This window comes from Clavibacter sp. A6099 (assembly GCF_021919125.1).
Lineage (GTDB): Bacteria > Actinomycetota > Actinomycetes > Actinomycetales > Microbacteriaceae > Clavibacter > Clavibacter seminis.
The window spans coordinates 2339262-2359929 of record NZ_CP083439.1 but is presented as its reverse complement, the minus strand read 5'-3'; the positions used below and the strand labels follow the sequence as shown (position 1 = coordinate 2359929).

Genomic DNA, 20668 nt, shown 5'->3' with positions numbered 1-20668 from the left:
GCCTATTCCGGCCGCCGTAGAATCTGGTGGTGACGACGACTCCCGCAGCTCCCCGCGCGGGCGCGCTCCTCGCCCTGGTCGGCATCGTGCTGGTCGCCCTGAACCTCCGCACGGCCGTGGCCGTCTTCTCGCCGATCGTCGACGAGATCGGCCGCGACGTGCCGCTCGACAGCGTCTCGATCGGCGTGCTCGGCGCCCTGCCACCCGTCTGCTTCGCGCTCTTCGGCCTGCTCGCGCCCGCGATCTCGCGCCGCCTCGGCCTCGAGCTCACCGTGGTGGTGGGCCTCGTGGCCATGGTGCTCGGGCACCTGCTGCGCGCCGGATCCGGCACCGTGGTCGTCTTCGGCGTCGGCACGATCCTGTCGCTCGCGGGCATGGGCCTCGGCAACGTGCTCCTGCCGCCGCTCGTGAAGAAGTACTTCCCCGGCCGGATCGGGCCGCTCACCTCCCTCACCACCGTGATGCTGTCGATCAGCACGGGCGTCCCGTCGCTCGTCGCGGCGCCCCTGGCCGACAGCGCGGGCTGGCGCGTGGCGATCGGCGCCTGGGCCGCGATCGCGGTCGTCGCGCTGGTGCCGTGGATCGCGCTGCTGGTGAACCACCGCCGCGACACCCGGCGCGAGCGCGCCGCCGCGGCCGCGCGCGACCAGGTGGAGGAGGCGCCCGCCGCCGTCACCGGCCGCGTGTTCCGCTCGCCGGTCGCGTGGGCGCTCGTCGGGATCCAGGCCGCGTCGTCGTTCAACGCGTACGCCATGTTCGCGTGGCTGCCCGCCCTCCTGCAGGACACCGCGGGGCAGACGCCCGTCGCGTCGGGCGCTCTGCTCGCCGTGTTCGGGTTCATGGGGCTGCCTGCGGCCATCGTCATGCCGATCCTCGCGGCGCGCATGAGGAACGTCGGCATCCTGATCCAGGTCGGCGTGCTCTTCTTCGTCGTCGGCTACGTCGGCCTCCTGGTCGCACCCGCCGCCGCGCCGCTCCTGTGGGTGGCGGCCGCCGGATCCGGCCCGCTGCTGTTCCCGCTGGTCTTCGTGCTCATCAACCTCCGCACCCGCACGCACGGGGGAGTGGTGGCCCTGAGCGGCTTCGTCCAGGGCATCGGCTACTCGATCGGCGCGATCGGACCCCTGCTGTTCGGCGTGCTGCACGAGCTGTCCGGCGGCTGGACCGTCCCGCTGCTCATGCTGTTCGCGATGGTCGCCGTCGCGTCCGCGTCGGGCTTCTACCTCGCCCGGCCGCGCATGCTCGAGGACACCTGGGACCGCGCGCCCCGCGAGTCCGCGCGCGAGGGCTGACGCCCCACGGATCGCGTCGGGTCGCCCGGCATCGCGCGCCCCGACGCGCGCTCCGTTCACCTCCCGACAGCCCGCCGTCCATCCCGGGTCCACCGCCCGTCGCATTGATTCGGCACCGTGGGAAATCCACGCGCACGGCGACACGGAGGACACGGATGACGAACGACGCACGCACGACGGTGAGCCGCAGGGGCTTGCTCCAGACCGGTGCGGTGGTCGGAGCCGGCGCCGCCATCGCCGCTCTCGGACCCGCACCCGCCGCCCGCGCCGCCGGTGCGCCCGCGAAGGTCGGCGGCTACCTCTGGCTCGAGGGCGACCACCACGTCCACACGCTCTTCAGCAACGACGGCAAGTACCGCGTCCGCGACCACATCCGCCAGGCCGTCGCCAACGGCGTGCAGTGGATCGTGCTCACCGACCACGGCAACACGGCCCACTCCACGAAGGGCAGCGTCGATGCGATCGTGCCGTTCATCGAGGAGGCGCGGAAGGAGTTCGGCTCCGACATCGTGATCTTCCACGGCCTCGAGTGGAACATCCCGGGCGCCGAGCACGCGACCGTGTTCGTGCACCCGCAGGGCGACGCGGTCGGCGTCCTCAGGGAGATCGAGGACCGCTGGGACGCCCGTGTGAAGGGCACGCGCGACGGCACCCCGGCGAACGAGGCGCTCGCGCTCGAGGGGATCCGCTTCCTCGACCAGGCCGTCGCCTCGCGCCGCGTGAAGGACGCCGTGATGCTCCCCAACCACCCGTCGCGCCAGGGCATCGACTCGCCGCACGAGCTGCGGGCGTGGCAGGACGCGGGCCCGCGCGTGGTCCTCGGCATGGAGGGCGCGCCCGGCCACCAGGCGGGCGGTCTGCCGTCCCCGCACAGCACGACCGGCGGGCGCGGCCTCTACGGCAACTCCCGCGGCACGTACTCGTTCCCCGGCTACCCGGCCGAGTCATACCGCACCTGGGGCGGCTTCGACTGGGTCACCGCGACGGTCGGCGGCGTCTGGGACTCGATGCTCGCCGAGGGGCGGCACTTCGTCGTCACGGCCACGAGCGACAGCCACAACGTCTACCTCGACACCACCGAGGTCGGCCCGGGCAGCGACTACGACCGCGACGGCCGCATGGTGGATCCCGTCTACCGCGGCGGCGTGGACACCGACGAGAACGACTTCTGGCCTGGCCACTACAGCCGCACGCACGTGGGCGCGGTCCGCCAGGACCACACCTCCGTGCTCGACGCGATCCGCGCCGGCCGCGTGTGGGTGGACCACGGCGGCCTCGTCGACTCGATCGACGCGCGCCTCGTCCTCGAGCGCGGCCGCACCGTCCCGCTCGGCGGGACGCTCATCGGCAAGCGCGACCGCAGGGTCACGGTGACGGCCGACATCATGACGGCGTCGCGCCCGAACCGCGCCGGCTTCGTGCCGGAGCTCGCGCGCGTGGACGTGATCGTCGGCCGGATCGACGGCCCCGCCGCCGACCGCGACTCCATGACCGCGCCCGCGACGCGCGTGGTCGCGCAGCTCCCGGTGGCGCGCCTCACGGCGATCCCGGGCGGCTACCACCTGTCGCAGGAGATCACCGTGCCCGGCGACCGCTTCTACGTGCGACTCCGCGGCACCGACGGCAAGCGCCAGCAGCCGGGCTTCCTCGGCCAGGCGATCGACCCCGCCGGCCCCGCGATCGACGTGCTGGGCGACGCGGACCCGTGGAAGGACCTCTGGTTCTACACGAGCCCGCTCTACGCCGAGCTGTCCTAGCGGCGGGCGGCGGTCGGCGGCCGGGCGGCGGTCGTCGGGAGGGGTCGGGGGATCCGCCCGACGGCCGCCGTCAGAAGCTGGGGACCATCTCCCTGCGGTGCACGAGCGCGCCCGCGCCGATGATCGGGCCGTCGGACGAGAGGCCGGAGGGGACGACGCGCGTCTTCGTGACGAAGCCGAACTGCTCGCGGAGCGCGATCGGCTCGCGGATCATGTCGAAGAGGTCGGGCGTGACGCGGCTGAACCCGCCGCCGATCGCGACGACGTCGAGGTCCACGAGGGAGCTCGCGGACGCGATGGCCCGGCCGATCGCGAGGCCCGCGCGCCGGACGGCCGCGACGGCCGTCGCGTCGCCGTCCCGGTAGGAGGCGGCCAGATGCTCGCCGGTGGATCCCGTCCAGCCCTGCGCGCGCGCCCAGGCGACGCTCTTCGGCCCCGACGCGATGGCCTCGACGCACCCCTGCCCGCCGCAGGTGCACGGGTCGTCGAACCCGGCGACCTCGACGTGGCCGATGTGGCCGGCGTTGCCCGTCGATCCCGCGGCGGTGCGGCCGCCGAGCACGAGCCCGCCGCCGATCCCGGTGGAGACGATCATGCCCATCACGTGGTCGTGGCCGCGGCCGGCGCCGACCCAGTGCTCGGCGAGCGTGATGGCGAGGCCGTCCATCTGCAGCGTGGTGGGCACGCCGGGGGTGAGCTCGGCGAGGCGGTCGCGCAGCGGGTAGTCCCGCCAGGCGGGCACGTTGAGCGGCGAGACGAGGCCGTGCGGCACGTCGACCGGACCGGCGGCGGCGAGGCCCGTGCCCACGAGCTCGGCGTCGTCGGGCAGGGCGGCGAGCGCCTGCCGGGCGACCCCGAGGACGGCGTCGAGCAGCTCGTCGGCGGAGCGCTCGGGACCTGTGGGACCGCGGAACCGGCTGCCCTCGAGCACGCGGCCCGCGTCGTCCACGAGCGCGGACTCGACCTTGGTGCCGCCGAAGTCGACGGCGAGCGCGAGCGTGCGAGGCATCTTCGTCCTGTCCCGGTCCCGGATCCGCCCGTCGACCGGCGTCCAGGATACGGGCGGTGGGCGGGCCGCCCGCGGGGCGCGCGGCCCGCCGTCCGCATCCCCGTGCGCACCATGCCCTGACACCTGTGAGGAATTCAGGGACCGGACCGGCGGTCCGCGCCTAGGCTCGGCACGTGGATCCCGATCACACCCCCGGACAGGCCCCGCGCGAGGCGTCCGACCCGCGCGCCGAGAACCCGATGCCCTCGCGCCGCGGTGGCGCCCCCGCCCTCGAGCACACCGACGCCGCCGAGGCGCGCCTGGCCTCCCGCGAGCTCGACGAGGGCATGCCCGCCTCCGCCGGCCTCGACGGCGACCAGGCTTACGACCAGGAGCCCTATCGCACCCGGTTCCCCTCCCTTCCCGGCGCCTTCCTCTCGGAGGCCCGCGAGAACACCGTCTTCCTGCCGTACGAGTTCGTCTTCCGCCGGCTCATCGACCTGCCCGCGCTCATCGTGTGGGACGCGGTCTCCGACGCCGACATGGTCTCCGGCTGGCTCGCCGAGGCGTCCATCGAGCAGATGGACGGCGGCGACTTCTGGTTCGAGTGGATGACGCAGCCCGACCGCAGCCTCGCCTCCGCGTCCGGCGGCGTCATCACGCGCTTCGAGGAGGGGCGGGCGATCGACTACACGTTCGTCCACGAGGGAGAGGTCTCGGCGCGCTTCCTCCTCCGCCTCCAGGAGGTGGCCGGCGGTCCGCGGGACCGCCAGACGGAGCTCGGCGTCACGGTCTCCGGGTACCTCCCCGCCGGCATCGCGAACGTGCTGAAGGCGAGCTGGCGCCTGCACCTCGACCTCCTCGAGGACCTCGTGCACGGCCGCCCGGTCGACTGGACGACGTGCGAGGCCGAGCACGGCCCCACCTGGCGCCGGTACCTCGCCGAGCTCGAGTCCGCCGAGGGTTGATCCTCGGATCCCGCCCACCTTCCGTCCCGGCTCCTGGGAGCGGCTTGCCAGGCTGATTGCCTAGCGTGAGGGAATGACATCGCCGAGCGCCGCCTCCCGTCTCGCCCTCGTGACCGGAGCGACGGGCTACATCGGCGGTCGGCTCGTGCCCCGTCTCCTCGACGCCGGCTTCCGGGTGCGCGTGCTCGTGCGGGACCCCCGCCGTCTCACCGACGTGCCCTGGCGCGACGACGTGGAGGTCGTGCGCGGCGACCTCGCCGACGCGGCGACCCTCGGCCCCGCGGTCGACGGGGTCGACGTCCTCTACTACCTCGTGCACGGCATGGGATCCAAGGGCGACTTCGCGTCGTCGGAGCGCGCCTCCGCCGAGCACGTCGCGACCGCCGCGAAGGCCGCGGGCGTGGGTCGCATCGTCTACCTCGGCGGGCTGCACCCCGACACCCCGGAGCTCTCGAAGCACCTCGCGAGCCGCAAGGCCGTCGGCGACGTGCTCCTCGCGAGCGGCGTGCCGACCATCGCGCTGCAGGCGGGCGTGGTCATCGGATCCGGCTCCACGTCGTTCGAGATGATCCGCCACCTCACCGAGGTCCTGCCCTTCATGCCCGCACCCGGCTGGGTGCGCAACTTCATCCAGCCCATCGCGATCCGCGACGTCCTCTACTACCTCGTCGCCGCGGCCGACCTGCCCGCCGACCTCAACCGCACCTTCGACATCGGCGGGCCGGACGTGCTCCGCTACGGCCAGATGATGAACGGCTACGCGGTCGAGGCCGGCCTGCCCCAGCGGCCCATCGCGTCCATCCCGGTCTTCGCCCCGCGCCTCGCCGCGCACTGGGTCAACGTCGTCACGCCCATCCCGCGGACGCTCGCGGTGCCCATCATCGAGTCGCTGCAGTACGACTGCGTGATGGGCGAGCACGACATCTCGACCTACATCCCCGACCCCGAGGGCGGCCTCACCGGCTACCGCCGCTCCGTGCGCCTCGCACTCGGCCGCATGCGCGACGGCGTCGTCGAGACCAGCTGGAAGGACTCCGCCGTCGTCGGCGCGCCCAGCGACCTGCTGCCGAGCGACCCCGACTGGTCCGGCCACACCGTCTACCTCGACCTCAAGGAGCGCTCGACCGACGCGGCGCCCGAGGACCTCTGGGCCGTGATCGAGTCGATCGGCGGCGACAACGGCTGGTACTCGCTGCCCGTCGCCTGGGCCGCACGCGGCTGGATGGACAAGCTCGTCGGCGGCGTGGGCCTCCGCCGCGGACGCCGCAGCGCGACCACCCTGCAGACCGGCGACGCGCTCGACTTCTGGCGCGTCGAGCACATCGAGCGCGGATCCTCGCTGCGGCTGCGCGCCGAGATGAAGCTGCCCGGCGAGGCCTGGCTCGAGCTGAGCTCCACGCCCCGCGAGGGCGGGGGCAGCGACTACCGGCAGCGCGCGATCTTCTTCCCCTCCGGCCTCGCCGGCCGGCTGTACTGGTTCTCGATCCTGCCCTTCCACGGCGTGATCTTCACGTCGATGGCCACCCGCATCACCGCGAAGGCGCTCGCCGCGACGTCGTCCCGTGAGGCCGGGCGTCCCCGCGAGGGGGCCGCGCGGTGAGCCGGCGGATCGGGGCCCCGCGCATCGGCCTGATCCTCCTGACCCTCGTGGGCATCGCCCTCGCGTCGGCCGGCCTCGCGACCGCGGTGACGATGAGCGTGTCCGCCCCCGTGCAGGCGCGGGCCGACCTCGCGATCATCTCGGGTGAGGGACCGGCCGCGGCGCGCACGCCGTCAGCCGGGAGCACGCCCGACCCGGCGGCGTCCGAGTCGTGGAAGCCCGTCCCGGTGGACGCGGCAGGCGACCGCAACATCACCGACCTCACCGACGGCGCCGCGTCGCGCGTCACCATCGACGTGCTCGGCATCCCCCTGAACCCCGGGCAGGCGGGCGCGCTGGTCGCCGCGATCCTGTCCCTCCCGCTCCTCATCGCCGTCGCGGTCCTCGTGCTGTCGCCGCGCCGACGTCGCTGGTGGCGCCGGGTCGCGCGCCGGCAGCACGGCTGAGGCCGGCGCGGATCCGGTGACTTCCCCGGGCGCGGGGACCATGATGGGCACGACGAGAGGCGGATCCATGGCACCGCGCACGCGCACGACAGTCCTCCTGGGCGACAGCCTGACGGGGGACGGCGGCTGGGGCGGCATCGTCCCCGACGGCGACGACGCGGAGGCGCGGATCGTGGACCTCGGCCGGGCCGGCCAGACCACCGACGACGTGCTCGCCCTCCTGCCGGACGCGGTGGCCGCCGAGCCGTCGACCGTCGTGGTGTCCTGCGGCACGCACGACCTGGGCGCGGCGCGCCGCGGTCCGGAGGCGACCGTCCGTGCGCTGGAGACGATCCTCGCGCACCTCCGCCGCGATCTCCCCGCGGCCGGGATCGTCGTGCTCTCGGTGCCGCCGCGCGGGCGCGAGCACGCCGAGCGGATCCGCGTCGTCAACGTGCACATCCGCCAGTACGCGCCGGCGGTCCGCGCCGAGCACGTCGACCTCTGGCCCGCCCTCGGCTTCGGCGACGGCGAGCTCGCCCCCACCCTCACGGACGACCGGCTGCACCTGAACGACGACGGCGCCGCCGCGGTGCGCGCGGTGCTCGCGCCCGTGCTCGCGGAGCAGGACGACGAGGACGAGTCGGCGGACGACGCGACGGCCGACGCGGGGGACCCGGCCGGCTCCTAGCGGTCCGTCGCGCTCGGCCCGGGGGAGCGCAGCCCACCCACGCCCGCGAGGACCACGCCGAGCTTGCGCAGCCACCAGTCCCGCGGCGTCGCGGCGGATCCCGTCGACACCTCGCCGGAGAACCTGGCGGTGACGCGGTCCATGGTGCCGAGCGCGTCGCGCTGGGCCGCCTCCTCGCGAGCGTGCAGCGCGTCCGGGGCGCCAGCCGAGTGCGAGGGTCCGCCGCGCCGGGACGCGTGGGGCGTCTCCGCGGCGTCGGCGTCGGCGGCGTGCTCGGCCGCGATACCGTCGGCGGCCAGGGCGAGCAGCCCGCGTCCCATGGCGGCCGGCAGCGTGGCGTCCACGATCGGCGACGACGACGCGGGCCGGTCGGCCGCGCCGCCGCTCGCCGCCAGCACGCGCTCCCACCCGACGTAGGACTCCACCCCGATGTCGAGCACGGTGTCGAGGACCAGCACGGCCTCCGCCTCCGCGAAGCCCATGCGGGTCAGGTCGCGGATCGCCCCGGTGAAGCGCAGGACGACCTGGTCGGGGGCGGTGTCGAGGTGATGGATCGCGCTCGCGAGCCCCGGATGCCGGTCGTACATGTCCCAGATGCGCGCGACGGCCTGCTCGAGGTAGGTGCGCCACGAGGTGTCGTCGGGCGCCACGAGCTGCGCTGCGGGGAGGTCGGGGACCGTCGGCCAGTCCATCCGCGCGATGGCCGTGTCGCACGCGAGGAGGACGATGTCGTCCCGGCTGGCGACGTGCCGGTACAGCGTCGAGTGGTCGACGCCGAGGCGGTGCGCGAGCGAGGTGAGGGTGAGGGTGCTGAGGCCGACCTCGAGGGCCGCCTCCGCGATGAGCCTCCGCGAGACGCGCGCGGGCCTCCCGACCCGACCGGCTCGCCGCTCCATGCGCTCGATCCTACCGTGACGGTCCCAGTGATTTGGGCCCAAAGGATCCCGCGGACGGGCGGCAAGCGACGGGGCGGGAGGCGGGTCGGGGCGGCCCGGTCGGACGACGCCGGTCGCGCGCCGCGGCTAGCGTGGGAGCATGCCCGACACCCGCACCCCCTTCACCGACCTCGACGAGTTCATCGCCATCCCGCGCCTCGGCGGCCTCGTGCTCTCGCCCGACGGACGCCGCGCGGTGCTCACCGTCACGACCCTCGACACCGCGAGGACCGGCTACCGCCACGCCCTCTGGGTCGTGCCCGCGGCGGGCGGCGGCGTGCCGCGGCGCCTCACCCGCTCGGCGAAGAGCGAGGGCGGCGCGGCCTTCACCGCATCCGGCGACCTCCTCTTCGTCTCCTCCCGGCCCGACGCCGACGACGCCGACGGGAACGAGGCGGCCCAGCTCTGGATCCTCCCGGCCGCCGGCGGCGAGGCCCGCGCGCTGACCCGCTTCGCCGGCGGGGTGGACCGCATCGCGGCCGTCGCGCGCGACGCGGACACGGTGATCCTGCAGGCGCCGCTGCTGCCCGGATCCGGCTCGCTCGAGGCCGACTCCGTGGCGCGGAAGACGCGCGCCGACCTGAAGGTCAACGCGATCCTGCACGAGAGCTACCCCGTGCGCTACTGGGACCACGACCTCGGCCCCGACGAGCCGCACCTGTTCGCGCTCGACCTCGCCGACGCGCTCGTCGAGCAGCCCGCGCGGCCCACGACGGCGGACGCGGCCGCCGCGCTCGCCGCCGAGGCCGCGACCGAGGACGGCGGATCCGCGGCCGCGGCACCGGCCGTCGGCGCGCTCCCGTACCCGACCTCGCTGCCGCGCCCGCGCGACCTCACGCCGGCGCCCGGCCGCACGCTCGAGCACGCCACCGCTGCGATCAGCCCGGACGGCCGCACGCTCGTCGTCGCCCTCGGCGTGAAGGAGCGCCGTGGCTACCGGCAGGCGCTCATGTCGATCGACGTGGCGACCGGGGAGCGCAGCACTCTGCTCGACCTGCCGGGCGTCGACCTGGAGATGCCGGCCATCAGCCCCGACGGCGCGCTGCTCGCCCACGTGCGCACCGACCGCGCGACCCCGGCCGCGCCCACGCAGCAGGAGCTCTGGGTGTCGGCGCTCGACGGATCCGACGCCCGCCGCGTCGCCGCCGACTGGGATCGCTGGCCCTCGTCGCTGCGGTTCGACGCGGACTCGCAGGCGCTCGTCGTCACCGCCGACCAGGACGGGCGCGGCCCCGTGTTCCGGATCGGCCTCGACGACTCGGTGACGCAGCTCACGACCGACGACCACACCTACACGGACGTGCAGGTCGATCGCGAGACCGGCGACGTGCTCGCCCTCCGCTCCTCGTGGATGGCACCGGCGCACCCCGTGCGCGTGTCGGCGGCCGACGGATCCGTGACCGGGCTCGCGACGCCCGCTCCCGTCCCCGCGACGACCGGCACCATGACCGAGGTCGAGACGACGGCCGCCGACGGCGCCCGCGTGCGCGGCTGGCTGATGCTGCCGGAGGGCGCGTCGGCCGAGGTGCCCGCGCCGCTGCTGCTGTGGATCCACGGCGGCCCGCTCAACAGCTGGAACGCGTGGAGCTGGCGGTGGACGCCGCAGGTGATGGTGGCGCGCGGGTACGCGGTGCTGCTCCCGGATCCCGCGCTCAGCACCGGCTACGGCCTCGACTTCATCGCGCGCGGCTGGGACGCGTGGGGCGAGGCGCCGTACACCGACCTCATGTCGATCACGGACGCGGTCGAGGCGCGCGACGACATCGACCAGACGCGCACCGCTGCGATGGGCGGCTCGTTCGGCGGCTACATGGCCAACTGGGTCGCGGGCCACACCGACCGCTTCCGCGCGATCGTCAGCCACGCGAGCCTGTGGTCGCTCGACCAGTTCGGGCCGACCACCGACTCGTCGCAGTACTGGCAGAGCATCTTCTCGGCCGAGGGGCTCGACCGGAACTCCCCGCACCACTCCGTGCGCGACATCGTGACGCCCATGCTCGTGATCCACGGCGACCGCGACTACCGCGTGCCCATCGGCGAGAGCCTGCGCCTCTGGTCGGAGCTCGCGGAGCACCACGCGGCCGACGACGGCACCACGCCGCACCGGTTCCTGGTCTTCCCGGACGAGAACCACTGGGTCCTCAAGCCCCAGCAGTCGGTGGTCTGGTACCGGACGGTGCTCGCGTTCCTCGACCAGCACGTGCACGGTGCGGAGTGGAAGCGGCCCGAGGTGCTCGGCTAGCGGGTGGGCTCGGAGCGGGTGCGGCGCCATGCGCGATGACGGCATGCCCGCGCGCGACGAGACCGTGACCACGCTGCTCCGCGCGGCGCGGGCGGTGGACGCGCGGGGCTCGACCGCCGACGCGTGGATCCTCCTGGACGGCGTCGTGATCGCGGCGGTCGGGAGCGGGCGCGGGGCCCCGTCCGCGAGTCGGACGGTCGACCTCGGCGACGCGACCCTCGTGCCCGGCTCCGTCGACCTGCACGTGCACGGCGGCGCGGGCGGGTCCCACGACGACGGGGCAGAGGGGAGCCGCGCCGCCGTCGCCCTGCACCGGCGGCACGGCACGACGCGCTCCGTGCTGAGCCTCGTCGCGAACCCGGTGCCCGACCTCGTGCGCTCGCTCGGGCGGATCCGCGACGCGATGGCCGAGGACGCGACCGTCCTCGGCGCGCACCTCGAGGGCCCCTTCCTGTCGCCGCACGCGGCGGGGGCCCACGCCCACGGGCACCTGGTGGATCCGACGCCCGCGCGCATCGACGCCCTGCTGGAGGCGGGGGAGGGCGTGCTGCGGCAGGTCACGATCGCGCCCGAGCTCGACGGAGCGCTCGACGCGATCCGCCGGCTCGTGGGCGCGGGCGTCGTCGCGGCCGTCGGGCACACGACGTGCTCGGGCGACGTGGCGCGGGCCGCGTTCGACGCGGGCGCGACCGTGCTGACGCATGCGTTCAACGCGATGCCGGGGATCCACCACCGCGAGCCGGGGCCGATCATGGCGGCGCTCGCCGACGAGTGGGTGACCCTGGAGCTGATCCTCGACGGCGTGCACGTCGCGCCGTCCGTCGCGGCGCTCCTGCTGCGTGCCGCACCCGGCCGCGTCGCGCTCGTCACGGACGCGATGGCGGCAGCCGGATCGGCGGACGGCCGCTACCGGCTGGGGGCGCTCGACGTCGACGTGCGGGACGGGGTGGCGCGGCTGGCGGGCGCCGACACCATCGCGGGCTCGACGCTCACGCAGGATGCGGCGCTGCGGATCGCGGTGCGCGAGGTCGGCCTGGCGCTGCCCGACGCGATCGCCGCCCTCACCCTCGTTCCGGCGCGGGCGCTCGGCCTCGACGACCGCCTCGGCCTGCTGCACGCGGGACACGCGGCGGACGTCGTGGCGCTGTCACCCGACCTCGCGGTCACCCGCGTCTGGGCGGCGGGCGTCGAGGTGCCGGGCCCGGCTCAGGCCTCGTCGCGGTAGACCACCCGGCGCTCGCCGGCGCGGACGGCCGCGGTCAGGCGGTTGCCGGCGGGCGGGAGCGGGCAGTTCATCCAGTCGGAGAAGCCGCAGGGCGGGACGACGGCGCGCGTGAAGTCGAGGGTCACGGGTCCGTCGCCGTCGGGGCGGGGGATGAAGAGGAAGCGGCTGGGCGCGTAGCTCTCGCGGCCGGTGGTCGCGTCGGCGAACACGAGCTGGAGGCGGTCGCCGTCGGCGAAGGCGCTGAGGCGGACCTCGCGCCCCTCGATGGTGACGACGATGTCGCCGGGCACGGGCAGCTCGCGCGTGCGGCCGGCGTCGGCGATGTGCTCGAACGGGATCACGCGGTCGTCGTCGACGCGCTCGAAGCGGCCCTCGAGGATCCACTCGGGCGCGTACGGATAGACCTCGATGTCCTCGAACGCCTGGTTCCTCGGGGACGCCGAGTCCCACAGCCGGTATCCGTGCTCGGGCTCGCCCGTGTCGAGCGAGGTGCGTTCGATGCGCGTCAGCTGGACGGTGTCGGGCTGGCCCTCGAGCGCCTCCAGGTCGCTGACCTCCCGGCCGGGCTCGAGCCAGGTCGTCTGGATGAGCGCGAGGCTGCCGAACGGGCTCGTCACGGCGGCGAGGCGGGCGCGGTGCCAGGCCTCGTACGCGGCCAGGGCGGCGGGGTCGGCGGCGGGGCGGGCGGGATCGGTCGTCGTGTCGGTCACGTGAGGGTCAACGCGCCTGGCGCGGTCGCATTCCCGGAGCGGGCGGCGCGCGGAGGTCGCGCGGAGGCACCGGGTATTGACTGGACGCACCGACGGAAGGACGCAACATGGCTCGCACGGTCGCCGACCAGCTCATCGCCCAGCTCATCGAGGCGGGGGTGAGCCGCATCTACGGGGTCGTCGGCGACAGCCTCAACCCGGTCGTCGACGCGGTGCGGCGCACGGGCGGGAGCCGCAAGGGCGGCATCGACTGGATCCACGTGCGGCACGAGGAGGCCGGGGCGTTCGCCGCATCCGCCGAGGCGCAGCTCACCGGGAAGCTCGCCGTGTGCGCCGGATCCTGCGGCCCCGGCCACCTCCATCTCATCAACGGCCTCTACGACGCGCACCGCTCGGGCGCGCCCGTCCTCGCCATCGCGAGCCACATCACCACGAACCAGATCGGGTCCGGCTACTTCCAGGAGACCCACCCCGACCGTCTCTTCGTCGAGTGCTCGCACTACACGGAGATGATCTCGACCGCCGTCCAGGCGCCGCGCGTCGTCGACCAGGCGATGCGGCACTCCCTCGCGCTCGGCGGCGTCAGCGTGATCACGCTGCCGGGCGACGTGGCCGAGTTCGAGGCGGAGGGCGAGGCGCCCGCGTTCTCGCTGCCCCGCCGCCCCGCGATCGTGCCGGCCGAGGAGGACGTGCGCGCGCTCGCCGCCGCCATCGACGACGCCAGGAGCGTGGCGATCTTCGCGGGCCGGGGCGCGGGAGGAGCGCACGCCGAGCTCATGGAGCTCGCCGACAAGATCGCGGCGCCCGTCGGTCACTCGCTGCGCGGCAAGGACGTGATCCAGCAGGACAACCCGTTCGACGTCGGCATGACGGGCCTCATCGGCTACGGCGCCGCGGCCGCCGGGATCTCGGGCGCCGACCTGCTGATCCTCATCGGCACCGACTTCCCCTACGACCAGTTCCTGCCCGGCAAGGAGGTGCGGACCGCGCAGATCGACATCGCGCCCGAGCGCCTCGGCCGCCGCACCGACGTCGACATCGCGATCCACGGCGACGCGCTCTCGACCATCCGCGCGGTGCTGCCGCTCGTCGAGCGGAAGACCGATCGGCGCTTCCTCGAGAAGCTGCTCAAGGAGCAGGACAAGAAGGTGGAGCAGGTCGTCGGCGCGTACACGTCGAAGGCGGAGAAGCTGCGGCCCATCCACCCGGAGTACGCGGCCAGCATCCTCGACGAGGTCGCGGCCGACGACGCCGTCTTCCTCAGCGACACGGGCATGTGCAACGTGTGGACCGCGCGGTACATCACCCCGAACGGGCGGCGGCGGATGCTCGGGTCGCTCGTGCACGGGTCCATGGCGAACGCGCTGCCGATGGCGATCGGCGCGCAGGTCGCGCACCCGGAGCGCCAGGTCGTCTCCGTCTCCGGCGACGGCGGGCTGTTGATGCTGATGGGCGAGCTCGTCACGGTCGCCGCCTACCAGCTGCCGGTGAAGGTCGTCGTGTTCAACAACTCGACTCTCGGGCTCGTGAAGGTGGAGATGCTCGTCGACGGGATCCCGGACTTCGGGGTCGACGTGCCCATGGTCGACTACGCCGCGGTGGCCGCCGCCCTCGGGATCCACTCCCAGCGCGTCGAGGACCCCGCCGACATCCGCGGCGCGCTCGAGGCCGCGTTCGCGCACGACGGTCCCGCGCTCGTCGACCTCGTGACCGACCCGATGGCGCTCTCCATCCCGCCGGAGATCACGGCCGCGCAGGTGAAGGGCTTCGCGCTCTCGATGTCGAAGATCGTGATGAACGGCGGCGTCGGCGAGGCCGTGAAGCTCGCCCGCTCGAACCTGCGGAACATCCCGCGGCCGTGAGCGGTTCCGCTGACGTCCCACCACCCATCCCACCTCGAGGAGAACCCATGTCCCAGCCCGTCGTCGTCACCGCCGTCTTCACGCCCGTCGAGGGCAAGCACGACGAGGCGGTCGCCGCCCTGTCCCGCGGCATCGCCGAGGTGCACGAGGAGGAGGGCTGCGAGGTCTACGCGATCCACGACGCCCCCGACGGCACCATCGTGATGCTCGAGAAGTGGTCGTCCGTCGAGGACCTCGAGGCGCACGGCGCGGGCGAGGCCGTCGCCCGCATGGGCGCGTCGCTCGCCGGCCTCATCACGGGGCCCGCCGTCGTCACGCGGCTCGCGCCGATCCCGGCCGGCTCGGAGCTGCAGGGCGCGCTCTAGCCGCCGGGGGAGCGGCCGCGCGGCAGGATCGCGCATCCGGCAGGGTGAGTGCATGCCCTCGATCGGAACCCGCCGCCGCGTCCTGCACCTGCTGCCGGTCGCGTTCGCGGTCGCCGTGGTCGTGCTCATCGGCGGGACGATCGCCGCGACGCCGAGCCTCGAGCGCGCCGGCCTGCTCGACGTCCCTCCTTCGCCGCAGCGCTACGCCGACATGGCCGTCGACCTCATGGTCGACGGGCTCCAGGCGGATCCCGCCCGCGTCGCGGAGGTCCGGGCGCAGGTGGACGCGCAGGCGGCGAAGGCCCGCGACTACGCCGGCACGCACCCGGCGTTGTCCGCCGCCGCGAAGGAGCTGGGCGGCGAGCACAGCTCACTCCTCGGACCTGCGGAGGCGGCGGCCGACTTCGGCGACAGTCCTCCCGTCTCGGCCGCGGCCGAGCCCCGGCCCACGGTCACGACGGCCGACGGGATCACGACCATCGTCGTCCCCGCGATCGTGGGCGGAGATGACGCGTCCCGCCAGCGCTACGTCGACACGGGCGCCCGGGGGCTCGTGGCCGCAGTTCCCGCGACCACCCGCGGCTGGGTCGTGGACCTCCGCGGCAACACCGGCGGGGACATGTGGCCCATGCTCGCCGCGCTGTCACCGCTCCTCGACGAGGGGCAGGTCATGTCGTTCGAGCACGCGGACCGCTCGGAGCCCGTCACCGTCGCCGGCGGTGCCGTCGCCCAGGACGGAGACGTCATGGCGACGAGCGACGCGGGCCGGGTGCCCGCGGGGCTGCCGATCGCCGTCCTCACCGACGGCATGACCGTGAGCTCCGGCGAGGCGGTCGCGATCGCGTTCATCGGGCAGCACGGCGTCCGCTCGTTCGGGCAGCCCACCTACGGCTTCAGCTCGGCGACCGCGGACGCTCGTCGACGGCGCGATCGTGAACCTCACGGTCGCGGTCGACGCGGATCGCACCGGGAAGCGCTGCGGCGGTCCCGTGGTGCCGGACGCCGTGGTCGACGACGCCGGGATCACCGCCGCCGTCGACGCCTGGTTCGACGCGCCGCGGTGACCGCGCGAGCGGCTGTCAGCCGACCTCGACCAGCGTGATCCCCGCCGACCGATCGCCCGACGCGAGCGCCTCGAGCGCGGCCGGCGCCTCGTCGAGGGTGATGCGGTGCTCGATGAGCAGCTCCGGGCGGAGCGCCCCCGACGCGACCATGGCCATCAGCTCGGCGTAGTCGTGCGCGGGCATGCCGTGGCTGCCGTGCAGGCTCAGCTCCTGGCTGATGACGAACGGCACGGGCACGGTCGGCTCGCTCGCGAACAGGCCGATCTGGACCTGGCGGCCCGTCGGCGCGAGCGCGAGCAGGCTGATCCGGAGGGTCGACTCGCGGCCGAGCGCCTCCACCGACACCTGCACGCCGTCGGGCGAGACCGCGCGGATCGCGTCCAGCACGTCGAGCTCGGACAGGTCCGAGGAGTCGATCGTGTACTCGGCGCCGAGCTCCGAGGCGCGCGCGAGGGCTGCGGGATCCACGTCGACCGCGATGACCTCCGCGCCGACCGCGACGCCGATCATCACGGCGCTGAGGCCCACGCCGCCGCAGCCGATGACCAGGAGGCGCTCGCCGCGTTGGATCCGTGCGCGGTGCACGAGCCCGCGGAAGGCCGTCGCGAAGCGGCAGCCGAGGAGCGCCGCGGCGCCGGCGTCGAGGTCGTCGGGCACGGGGATGAGGTTCACGTCGGCGTCGTGCAGCGCGACCAGCTCGGCGAACGAGCCCCAATGCGTGAAGCCGGGCTGCGTCTGGTCGCGGCACACCTGGCCGTTCCCGGCGCGGCACTCGGCGCAGCGGCCGCACGCGCAGACGAACGGCACGGTGACGCGGTCGCCCACCTGGAAGCGCGTGACCTCGGGGCCGACCTGGTGGATCCGCCCGACCAGCTCGTGGCCCGGCACCTGCGGGAGCTCGATGCCGTCGTCGTGGCCGAGCCAGCCGTGCGCGTCGCTGCGGCAGACGCCCGTGGCCTCGACGCGCACGACGACGCCGGCGGCGGACGGGACGGGATCCGGCAGCTCGCGGACGACGGGGGTCTCGCCGAACCTCTCGTAGACGACGGCGCGCATGGGGGCTCCTCGGGCTCGGGGCGGGACGGGTCCGTCCACGCTATCCGAGCGGCGGAGTCATCCCGGCGCGGGCGGGTCGTCGTGCGTCCACGTGTTCACGACCCAGCCGACGCGGGACGGATCCTCCACGAGCCCGTCCGCCCAGTCGACGTCGAGCGGCGTCATCGGCCCGTCGGGCTCGATGACCTCGTTCGGGTAGACGTCGTCCGCGAGGCTCTGGGCATCATGCGGCGCGAACCGCGCAGCCAGGCGATCGAGCACCCAGCGGCGTCCGCGCAGGCGGCCCCGGCCGTCGGAGTAGAGGATCACGGCGGTGCCGTCGGCGCTCGCCCGGCCCGCGATCCACGCCTTCTCGGGGGCGAGGGAGGGTGTCGCCTCGAACCTGCGGCGGATCGCGGCGACGAACAGGTCGCCGTCCACGGGGTCCGGCCTCCCGGGGACCGGTGCGCGCGCCGTCACGCGGGCTCCGCGGGGACGTCGAGCGAGTCGAGGTACGCGGCGTTGCCGCGGATCGCCGGGAGGTAGCGCTGCAGCTCGTCGTGGGGCACGTGATCCGCCACGATCCGCAGCGCGCTCGCGAGCGCCGCGTCGGGGCGTCCGGCCGCGTGCAGGGTCAGGGCCTCGAACACGGCGAGGGACGACGATCCCGGGAACTCGGCCCGCGCCCGCGCGAACAGCGCGAGCGACTCCTCGACGCGGCCGAGGTTCCGCAGCGTGCTGCCGTGCTGCAGGTGGCAGCGGCGGAGGAGGTCGCCCGCGAGCCCCGCCGCCTCCGCGCGCTCGTAGAGGTCGAGCGCCGACGCCTCCTCTCCCGCGGTGTCGTACGCGCCGCCGACCTCGTAGAGCACGCGGGCGTCGTCGGGATGCTGCTCCAGGAGCGGGAGGAGGGCGGCGATGGTGGGACCCATGTCGTCGCGGTCGCGGGCGGCGACGATGCGGTCGAGCTGGGCGTCGAGGGTCTCGGGCACGGGGATCCTCTCGGGACGGGACGGGACGGGACGGAGCCGCCAGCCTGCCACGGCCCGCTCCCGGCGCGCGCTGGCACACTGGTCGGGTGACCCGCACCCCCGCCGCCCCCGCGTTCACCCGTCCGTCGCTCGCGCCGGGGCTCCTCGGCGCCATCGTGCTGCTGGCCGGGTTCGCGGTGATCGACGGAGACCTCTTCACGGTCGTGCGGTTCGCGGTCGCGATCCTCGCGCTCATCATGATCGTGTTCTCGGCGCGCGCCCGCAGCTGGTGGAGCGCCGCGCTGCTCGCGGCCGTCGCGGTCATGTGGAACCCCGTCGCCGTGATCCCCGTCGAGGCCGTCACGTGGCAGTCCCTGCAGTACGTCGCCGCGATCGTGTTCATCGCGGCCGGCATCCTCGTGAAGGTGCCCGTGGAGGAGAGCCCTACGCCGGGCCGACCCCGAACGCGCGCTCCTCGCTGAGTCCGCGCCGCAGGTAGGCGACGATCTCGTCGAGCGAGCGGCGGGCGAGCGCCGGGTCGGCCGCCGGGTAGGCGAGCCAGCCCTGGTCTGCGCGGGGGATCCGGATGAGCCGGGTCTTGGCGCCGGCCGCCTTCAGCGCCGTCACGCCCTCCGCGACGCGGTCGATGCGCGGATCCGCTGCGCCCACGTGCACGAGCATGTCGGGCAGCCGGTCGCGGCCGTGGCCCTGGCGGTCGGCGGATCCGGCGCTCGGCACGTCGCCGGACGGGCTCACGAGCACGAGCCGCAGCACGGCGGGACCGTCGGCGTCGCGGGCGAGCGCGGTGATGCGGAGGGCGCGGTCGGCGCCGGGGCCGTCGCCGAGGATGCCGAGCCGCTCCGGCGTGCCGTTCCAGCCCGCCGCATGCGATGCGATCCAGGACAGGCCCGCGAGCGCCTGCGCGTCGTCGTCGGGCGCCATGGTCACGACCACCGCGCGGAGGTCCTTCGCGAGCGTGGACGGCAGCCAGTCGCCGTCGTGCCGGGCGAGGACGACGAGCACGGGGGATCCGGTCGCCGAGCGGTCGTGCCCGGGCGGCGTCCACACGGCGACGTCGAGCGGGACGCCCTGCTGGCCGGCGGGGAAGCGCACGACGCGCGTGCCCGCGGCGGGCGTGCCCCGCATGGAGCGCGCGATCGCCGGGACGTGCCGGATCGCGAGGCCGAGGAGCCGGCGACGCCGGGTGAGCGTGCCGGGAGAGGTGCGTCCGGCCATCAGGCGGCGCCCGCGGATCCGGCGCCTGCCGATCCGGGCACGGGCGACCCGGAGACGGAGGCGCGCGCCTCGGACGGGCGCGTCCCGCGTCCGCCGCGCGGCACCGCGCCGTGGCCCTCGGGCACGCGCTCGCCCTCGCGGACCGGGCCGGGAGGGGTGCCGTCGCCGAACGGCCGGCCGCCCAGCTCCTCGCGCCCGTGCGGCTCGAGCCAGCCCCAGGTCTCGGGGCCGACCGGCACCACGCGGGTCGGGTTGATGTCGGTGTGCGTCAGGTAGTAGTGCTGCTTGATCTGCACGAAGTCGATGGTGTCGCCGAAGCCGGGCGTCTGGAAGAGGTCGCGCGCGTAGGCCCACAGCACCGGCATCTCGTCGAGCTTCTGCCGGTTGCACTTGAAGTGGCCGTGGTAGACGGCGTCGAAGCGCGCGAGCGTCGTGAAGAGCCGCACGTCCGCCTCGGTGATCGTGTCGCCCACGAGGTAGCGCTGCGTCGACAGGCGGTCGCTCAGCCAGTCGAGCCGGCCGAAGAGGCGGTCGTAGGCCTTCTCGTACGCCTCCTGGGATCCCGCGAACCCGCAGCGGTAGACGCCGTTGTTCACGTCCCGGAAGACGAGGTCGGCGACCTCGTCGATCTCGGCCCGGAGCGCGACGGGATAGAGGTCCGGCGCGCCCTCGCGGTGGTGCTCGGTCCACTCGGTGGAGAGGTCGAGCGTGATCTGGGGGTAGTCGTTGGTGACGACCTGGCCGGAGGGGATGTCGACGAGCGCCGGCACCGTGATCCCGCGCGGGTAGTCGGGGAAGCGCGCGAAGAACGACTCCTGCAGGCGCTCGGTGCCGAGCACCGGGTCGCGCCCGTCGGGGTCGAGGTCGAAGGTCCAGCTGCGGGCGTCGTGCGTGGGGCCGGGGAGGCCGAGCGAGATGGCGTCCTCGAGGCCGAGCAGCCGGCGGACGATCACCGAGCGGTTCGCCCACGGGCACGCGCGCGCCGCGACGAGGCGGTAGCGGCCGGCCTCGACGGGCCAGCCCTGCGAGCCGTCGCGGAGGATCCGGTCCTCGATGTAGTTCGTGTCGCGGGTGAACTCGCCCTCCTCGACGTAGCGGCCGGGAGCGCCCGCCTCGTTGCTGCCTGCGGGTGTCGCCTGATCCGTCATGCATCCACCCTAGGCCGGGCCGCCCACGGCGACCGGGCCGCGCAGAGCCGCACCGCGCGCACCGGCGCGCGGCGGCTCCCGCGTACCGTAAACTCCTCCGTGTGCCCGTCCTCCCCGAGGCGGCCGGGCGCAGGCGGCGGACCCTCATCCCACCCCC

20 protein-coding genes are annotated in these 20668 nt (G+C 74.6%); 12 read left to right on the top strand and 8 right to left on the bottom strand.

The window, feature by feature from the left end; translation table 11 throughout:
* Positions 1-29 precede the first annotated feature (29 nt).
* The gene (locus KYT88_RS11145; RefSeq protein ID WP_237583649.1) at positions 30-1292 is read left to right on the top strand and encodes an MFS transporter; all 1263 of its coding nucleotides are present in this window, start codon (positions 30-32) and stop codon (positions 1290-1292) included.
* A gap of 155 nt (positions 1293-1447) precedes the next feature.
* On the top strand, positions 1448-3049 hold the full coding sequence (locus KYT88_RS11140; RefSeq protein ID WP_043582677.1) for a PHP domain-containing protein: 1602 nt from the start codon (positions 1448-1450) through the stop codon (positions 3047-3049).
* Positions 3050-3119: 70 nt separating this feature from the next.
* Here KYT88_RS11140 and KYT88_RS11135 read toward each other — a convergent pair whose 3' ends face one another.
* A complete protein-coding gene (locus KYT88_RS11135; RefSeq protein WP_043582679.1) occupies positions 3120-4058 on the bottom strand; it encodes an ROK family protein in 939 nt (312 codons plus the stop codon).
* 173 nt (positions 4059-4231) lie between these two features.
* Between KYT88_RS11135 and KYT88_RS11130 the strand changes: the two genes are divergently transcribed.
* From KYT88_RS11130 to KYT88_RS11115, 4 genes are all read left to right on the top strand, one after another.
* Positions 4232-5005 (top strand): SRPBCC family protein, encoded by a 774-nt coding sequence (locus KYT88_RS11130; protein ID WP_043582685.1) that lies wholly within the window; start codon positions 4232-4234, stop codon positions 5003-5005.
* Between the two features lie 73 nt (positions 5006-5078).
* A complete protein-coding gene (locus tag KYT88_RS11125; RefSeq protein ID WP_043582688.1) occupies positions 5079-6605 on the top strand; it encodes an SDR family oxidoreductase in 1527 nt (508 codons plus the stop codon).
* Complete coding sequence (locus KYT88_RS11120; protein ID WP_043582691.1) at positions 6602-7051, top strand: hypothetical protein; 450 nt, start codon at positions 6602-6604, stop codon at positions 7049-7051. Before KYT88_RS11125 ends, KYT88_RS11120 begins: the two co-directional genes overlap by 4 nt.
* Positions 7052-7118: 67 nt before the next feature.
* On the top strand, positions 7119-7721 hold the full coding sequence (locus tag KYT88_RS11115; RefSeq protein ID WP_237583648.1) for a GDSL-type esterase/lipase family protein: 603 nt from the start codon (positions 7119-7121) through the stop codon (positions 7719-7721).
* Here the strand turns inward: KYT88_RS11115 and KYT88_RS11110 are convergent.
* Positions 7718-8617: a TetR/AcrR family transcriptional regulator gene (locus tag KYT88_RS11110; protein WP_043582693.1), complete on the bottom strand. Its 900-nt coding sequence runs from the start codon at positions 8615-8617 to the stop codon at positions 7718-7720. The two genes, KYT88_RS11115 and KYT88_RS11110, sit on opposite strands and share 4 nt — an antisense overlap.
* Positions 8618-8756: 139 nt before the next feature.
* Here KYT88_RS11110 and KYT88_RS11105 point away from each other — a divergent pair, with 139 nt between their 5' ends.
* The gene (locus KYT88_RS11105; RefSeq protein ID WP_043582695.1) at positions 8757-10898 is read left to right on the top strand and encodes a S9 family peptidase; all 2142 of its coding nucleotides are present in this window, start codon (positions 8757-8759) and stop codon (positions 10896-10898) included.
* 28 nt (positions 10899-10926) lie between these two features.
* The gene (gene nagA / locus KYT88_RS11100; protein WP_237583647.1) at positions 10927-12123 is read left to right on the top strand and encodes an N-acetylglucosamine-6-phosphate deacetylase; all 1197 of its coding nucleotides are present in this window, start codon (positions 10927-10929) and stop codon (positions 12121-12123) included.
* On the opposite strand, the gene KYT88_RS11095 is transcribed toward nagA, so the two are convergent.
* Positions 12105-12833 carry a DUF1684 domain-containing protein gene (locus KYT88_RS11095; RefSeq protein ID WP_043582697.1) on the bottom strand — a complete coding sequence of 243 codons (729 nt, stop codon included), beginning with the start codon at positions 12831-12833 and terminating at the stop codon, positions 12105-12107. The genes nagA and KYT88_RS11095 overlap by 19 nt on opposite strands.
* Before the next feature lie 107 nt (positions 12834-12940).
* Here KYT88_RS11095 and KYT88_RS11090 point away from each other — a divergent pair, with 107 nt between their 5' ends.
* Genes KYT88_RS11090 through KYT88_RS11080 form a run of 3 tightly spaced genes read left to right on the top strand, consistent with a single transcriptional unit; the run spans position 12941 to position 16162 of the window.
* On the top strand, positions 12941-14695 hold the full coding sequence (locus KYT88_RS11090; RefSeq protein ID WP_043582700.1) for a pyruvate dehydrogenase: 1755 nt from the start codon (positions 12941-12943) through the stop codon (positions 14693-14695).
* Between the two features lie 47 nt (positions 14696-14742).
* A complete protein-coding gene (locus tag KYT88_RS11085; RefSeq protein WP_043582702.1) occupies positions 14743-15060 on the top strand; it encodes a putative quinol monooxygenase in 318 nt (105 codons plus the stop codon).
* 52 nt (positions 15061-15112) lie between these two features.
* A complete protein-coding gene (locus KYT88_RS11080; RefSeq protein ID WP_043582706.1) occupies positions 15113-16162 on the top strand; it encodes a S41 family peptidase in 1050 nt (349 codons plus the stop codon).
* On the opposite strand, the gene KYT88_RS11075 is transcribed toward KYT88_RS11080, so the two are convergent.
* The 3 genes from KYT88_RS11075 to KYT88_RS11065 are packed head-to-tail and all read right to left on the bottom strand — an operon-like array spanning position 16140 to position 18148.
* Positions 16140-17180, bottom strand: a complete 1041-nt coding sequence (locus KYT88_RS11075; RefSeq protein ID WP_043582707.1) for a zinc-dependent alcohol dehydrogenase family protein — start codon at positions 17178-17180, stop codon at positions 16140-16142. The genes KYT88_RS11080 and KYT88_RS11075 overlap by 23 nt on opposite strands.
* 57 nt (positions 17181-17237) lie before the next feature.
* Entirely contained in the window at positions 17238-17600 is a 363-nt protein-coding gene (locus KYT88_RS11070; RefSeq protein WP_043582708.1) for a hypothetical protein, read from the bottom strand.
* A 35-nt stretch (positions 17601-17635) separates the two neighbouring features.
* Positions 17636-18148 carry a tetratricopeptide repeat protein gene (locus tag KYT88_RS11065; protein WP_043582709.1) on the bottom strand — a complete coding sequence of 171 codons (513 nt, stop codon included), beginning with the start codon at positions 18146-18148 and terminating at the stop codon, positions 17636-17638.
* 86 nt (positions 18149-18234) lie between these two features.
* Between KYT88_RS11065 and KYT88_RS11060 the strand changes: the two genes are divergently transcribed.
* Positions 18235-18609, top strand: coding sequence for a DUF6804 family protein (locus tag KYT88_RS11060; protein WP_043582711.1), 375 nt, complete (start codon positions 18235-18237; stop codon positions 18607-18609).
* Here KYT88_RS11060 and KYT88_RS11055 read toward each other — a convergent pair.
* Together KYT88_RS11055 and KYT88_RS11050 are read right to left on the bottom strand one after the other, a co-directional pair.
* On the bottom strand, positions 18572-19363 hold the full coding sequence (locus KYT88_RS11055; RefSeq protein ID WP_043582713.1) for an alpha/beta hydrolase: 792 nt from the start codon (positions 19361-19363) through the stop codon (positions 18572-18574). The genes KYT88_RS11060 and KYT88_RS11055 overlap by 38 nt on opposite strands.
* Positions 19363-20511, bottom strand: a complete 1149-nt coding sequence (locus KYT88_RS11050) for a glutathione S-transferase family protein (RefSeq protein WP_043582714.1) — start codon at positions 20509-20511, stop codon at positions 19363-19365. Before KYT88_RS11050 ends, KYT88_RS11055 begins: the two co-directional genes overlap by 1 nt.
* Positions 20512-20668: the final 157 nt, after the last annotated feature.

What these genes read in the sequence shown, in the direction of transcription:
- KYT88_RS11135 (WP_043582679.1), bottom strand. Translation starts at nt 4,058, where the DNA reads ATGCCTCGCACGCTCGCGCTCGCCGTCGACTTCGGCGGCACCAAGGTC.
- KYT88_RS11090 (WP_043582700.1), top strand. Translation starts at nt 12,941, where the DNA reads ATGGCTCGCACGGTCGCCGACCAGCTCATCGCCCAGCTCATCGAGGCG.
- KYT88_RS11115 (WP_237583648.1), top strand. Translation starts at nt 7,119, where the DNA reads ATGGCACCGCGCACGCGCACGACAGTCCTCCTGGGCGACAGCCTGACG.
- KYT88_RS11050 (WP_043582714.1), bottom strand. Translation starts at nt 20,511, where the DNA reads ATGACGGATCAGGCGACACCCGCAGGCAGCAACGAGGCGGGCGCTCCC.
- KYT88_RS11085 (WP_043582702.1), top strand. Translation starts at nt 14,743, where the DNA reads ATGTCCCAGCCCGTCGTCGTCACCGCCGTCTTCACGCCCGTCGAGGGC.
- KYT88_RS11105 (WP_043582695.1), top strand. Translation starts at nt 8,757, where the DNA reads ATGCCCGACACCCGCACCCCCTTCACCGACCTCGACGAGTTCATCGCC.
- KYT88_RS11080 (WP_043582706.1), top strand. Translation starts at nt 15,113, where the DNA reads ATGCCCTCGATCGGAACCCGCCGCCGCGTCCTGCACCTGCTGCCGGTC.
- KYT88_RS11055 (WP_043582713.1), bottom strand. Translation starts at nt 19,363, where the DNA reads ATGGCCGGACGCACCTCTCCCGGCACGCTCACCCGGCGTCGCCGGCTC.
- KYT88_RS11075 (WP_043582707.1), bottom strand. Translation starts at nt 17,180, where the DNA reads ATGCGCGCCGTCGTCTACGAGAGGTTCGGCGAGACCCCCGTCGTCCGC.
- KYT88_RS11125 (WP_043582688.1), top strand. Translation starts at nt 5,079, where the DNA reads ATGACATCGCCGAGCGCCGCCTCCCGTCTCGCCCTCGTGACCGGAGCG.
- nagA (WP_237583647.1), top strand. Translation starts at nt 10,927, where the DNA reads ATGCGCGATGACGGCATGCCCGCGCGCGACGAGACCGTGACCACGCTG.
- KYT88_RS11140 (WP_043582677.1), top strand. Translation starts at nt 1,448, where the DNA reads ATGACGAACGACGCACGCACGACGGTGAGCCGCAGGGGCTTGCTCCAG.
- KYT88_RS11110 (WP_043582693.1), bottom strand. Translation starts at nt 8,617, where the DNA reads ATGGAGCGGCGAGCCGGTCGGGTCGGGAGGCCCGCGCGCGTCTCGCGG.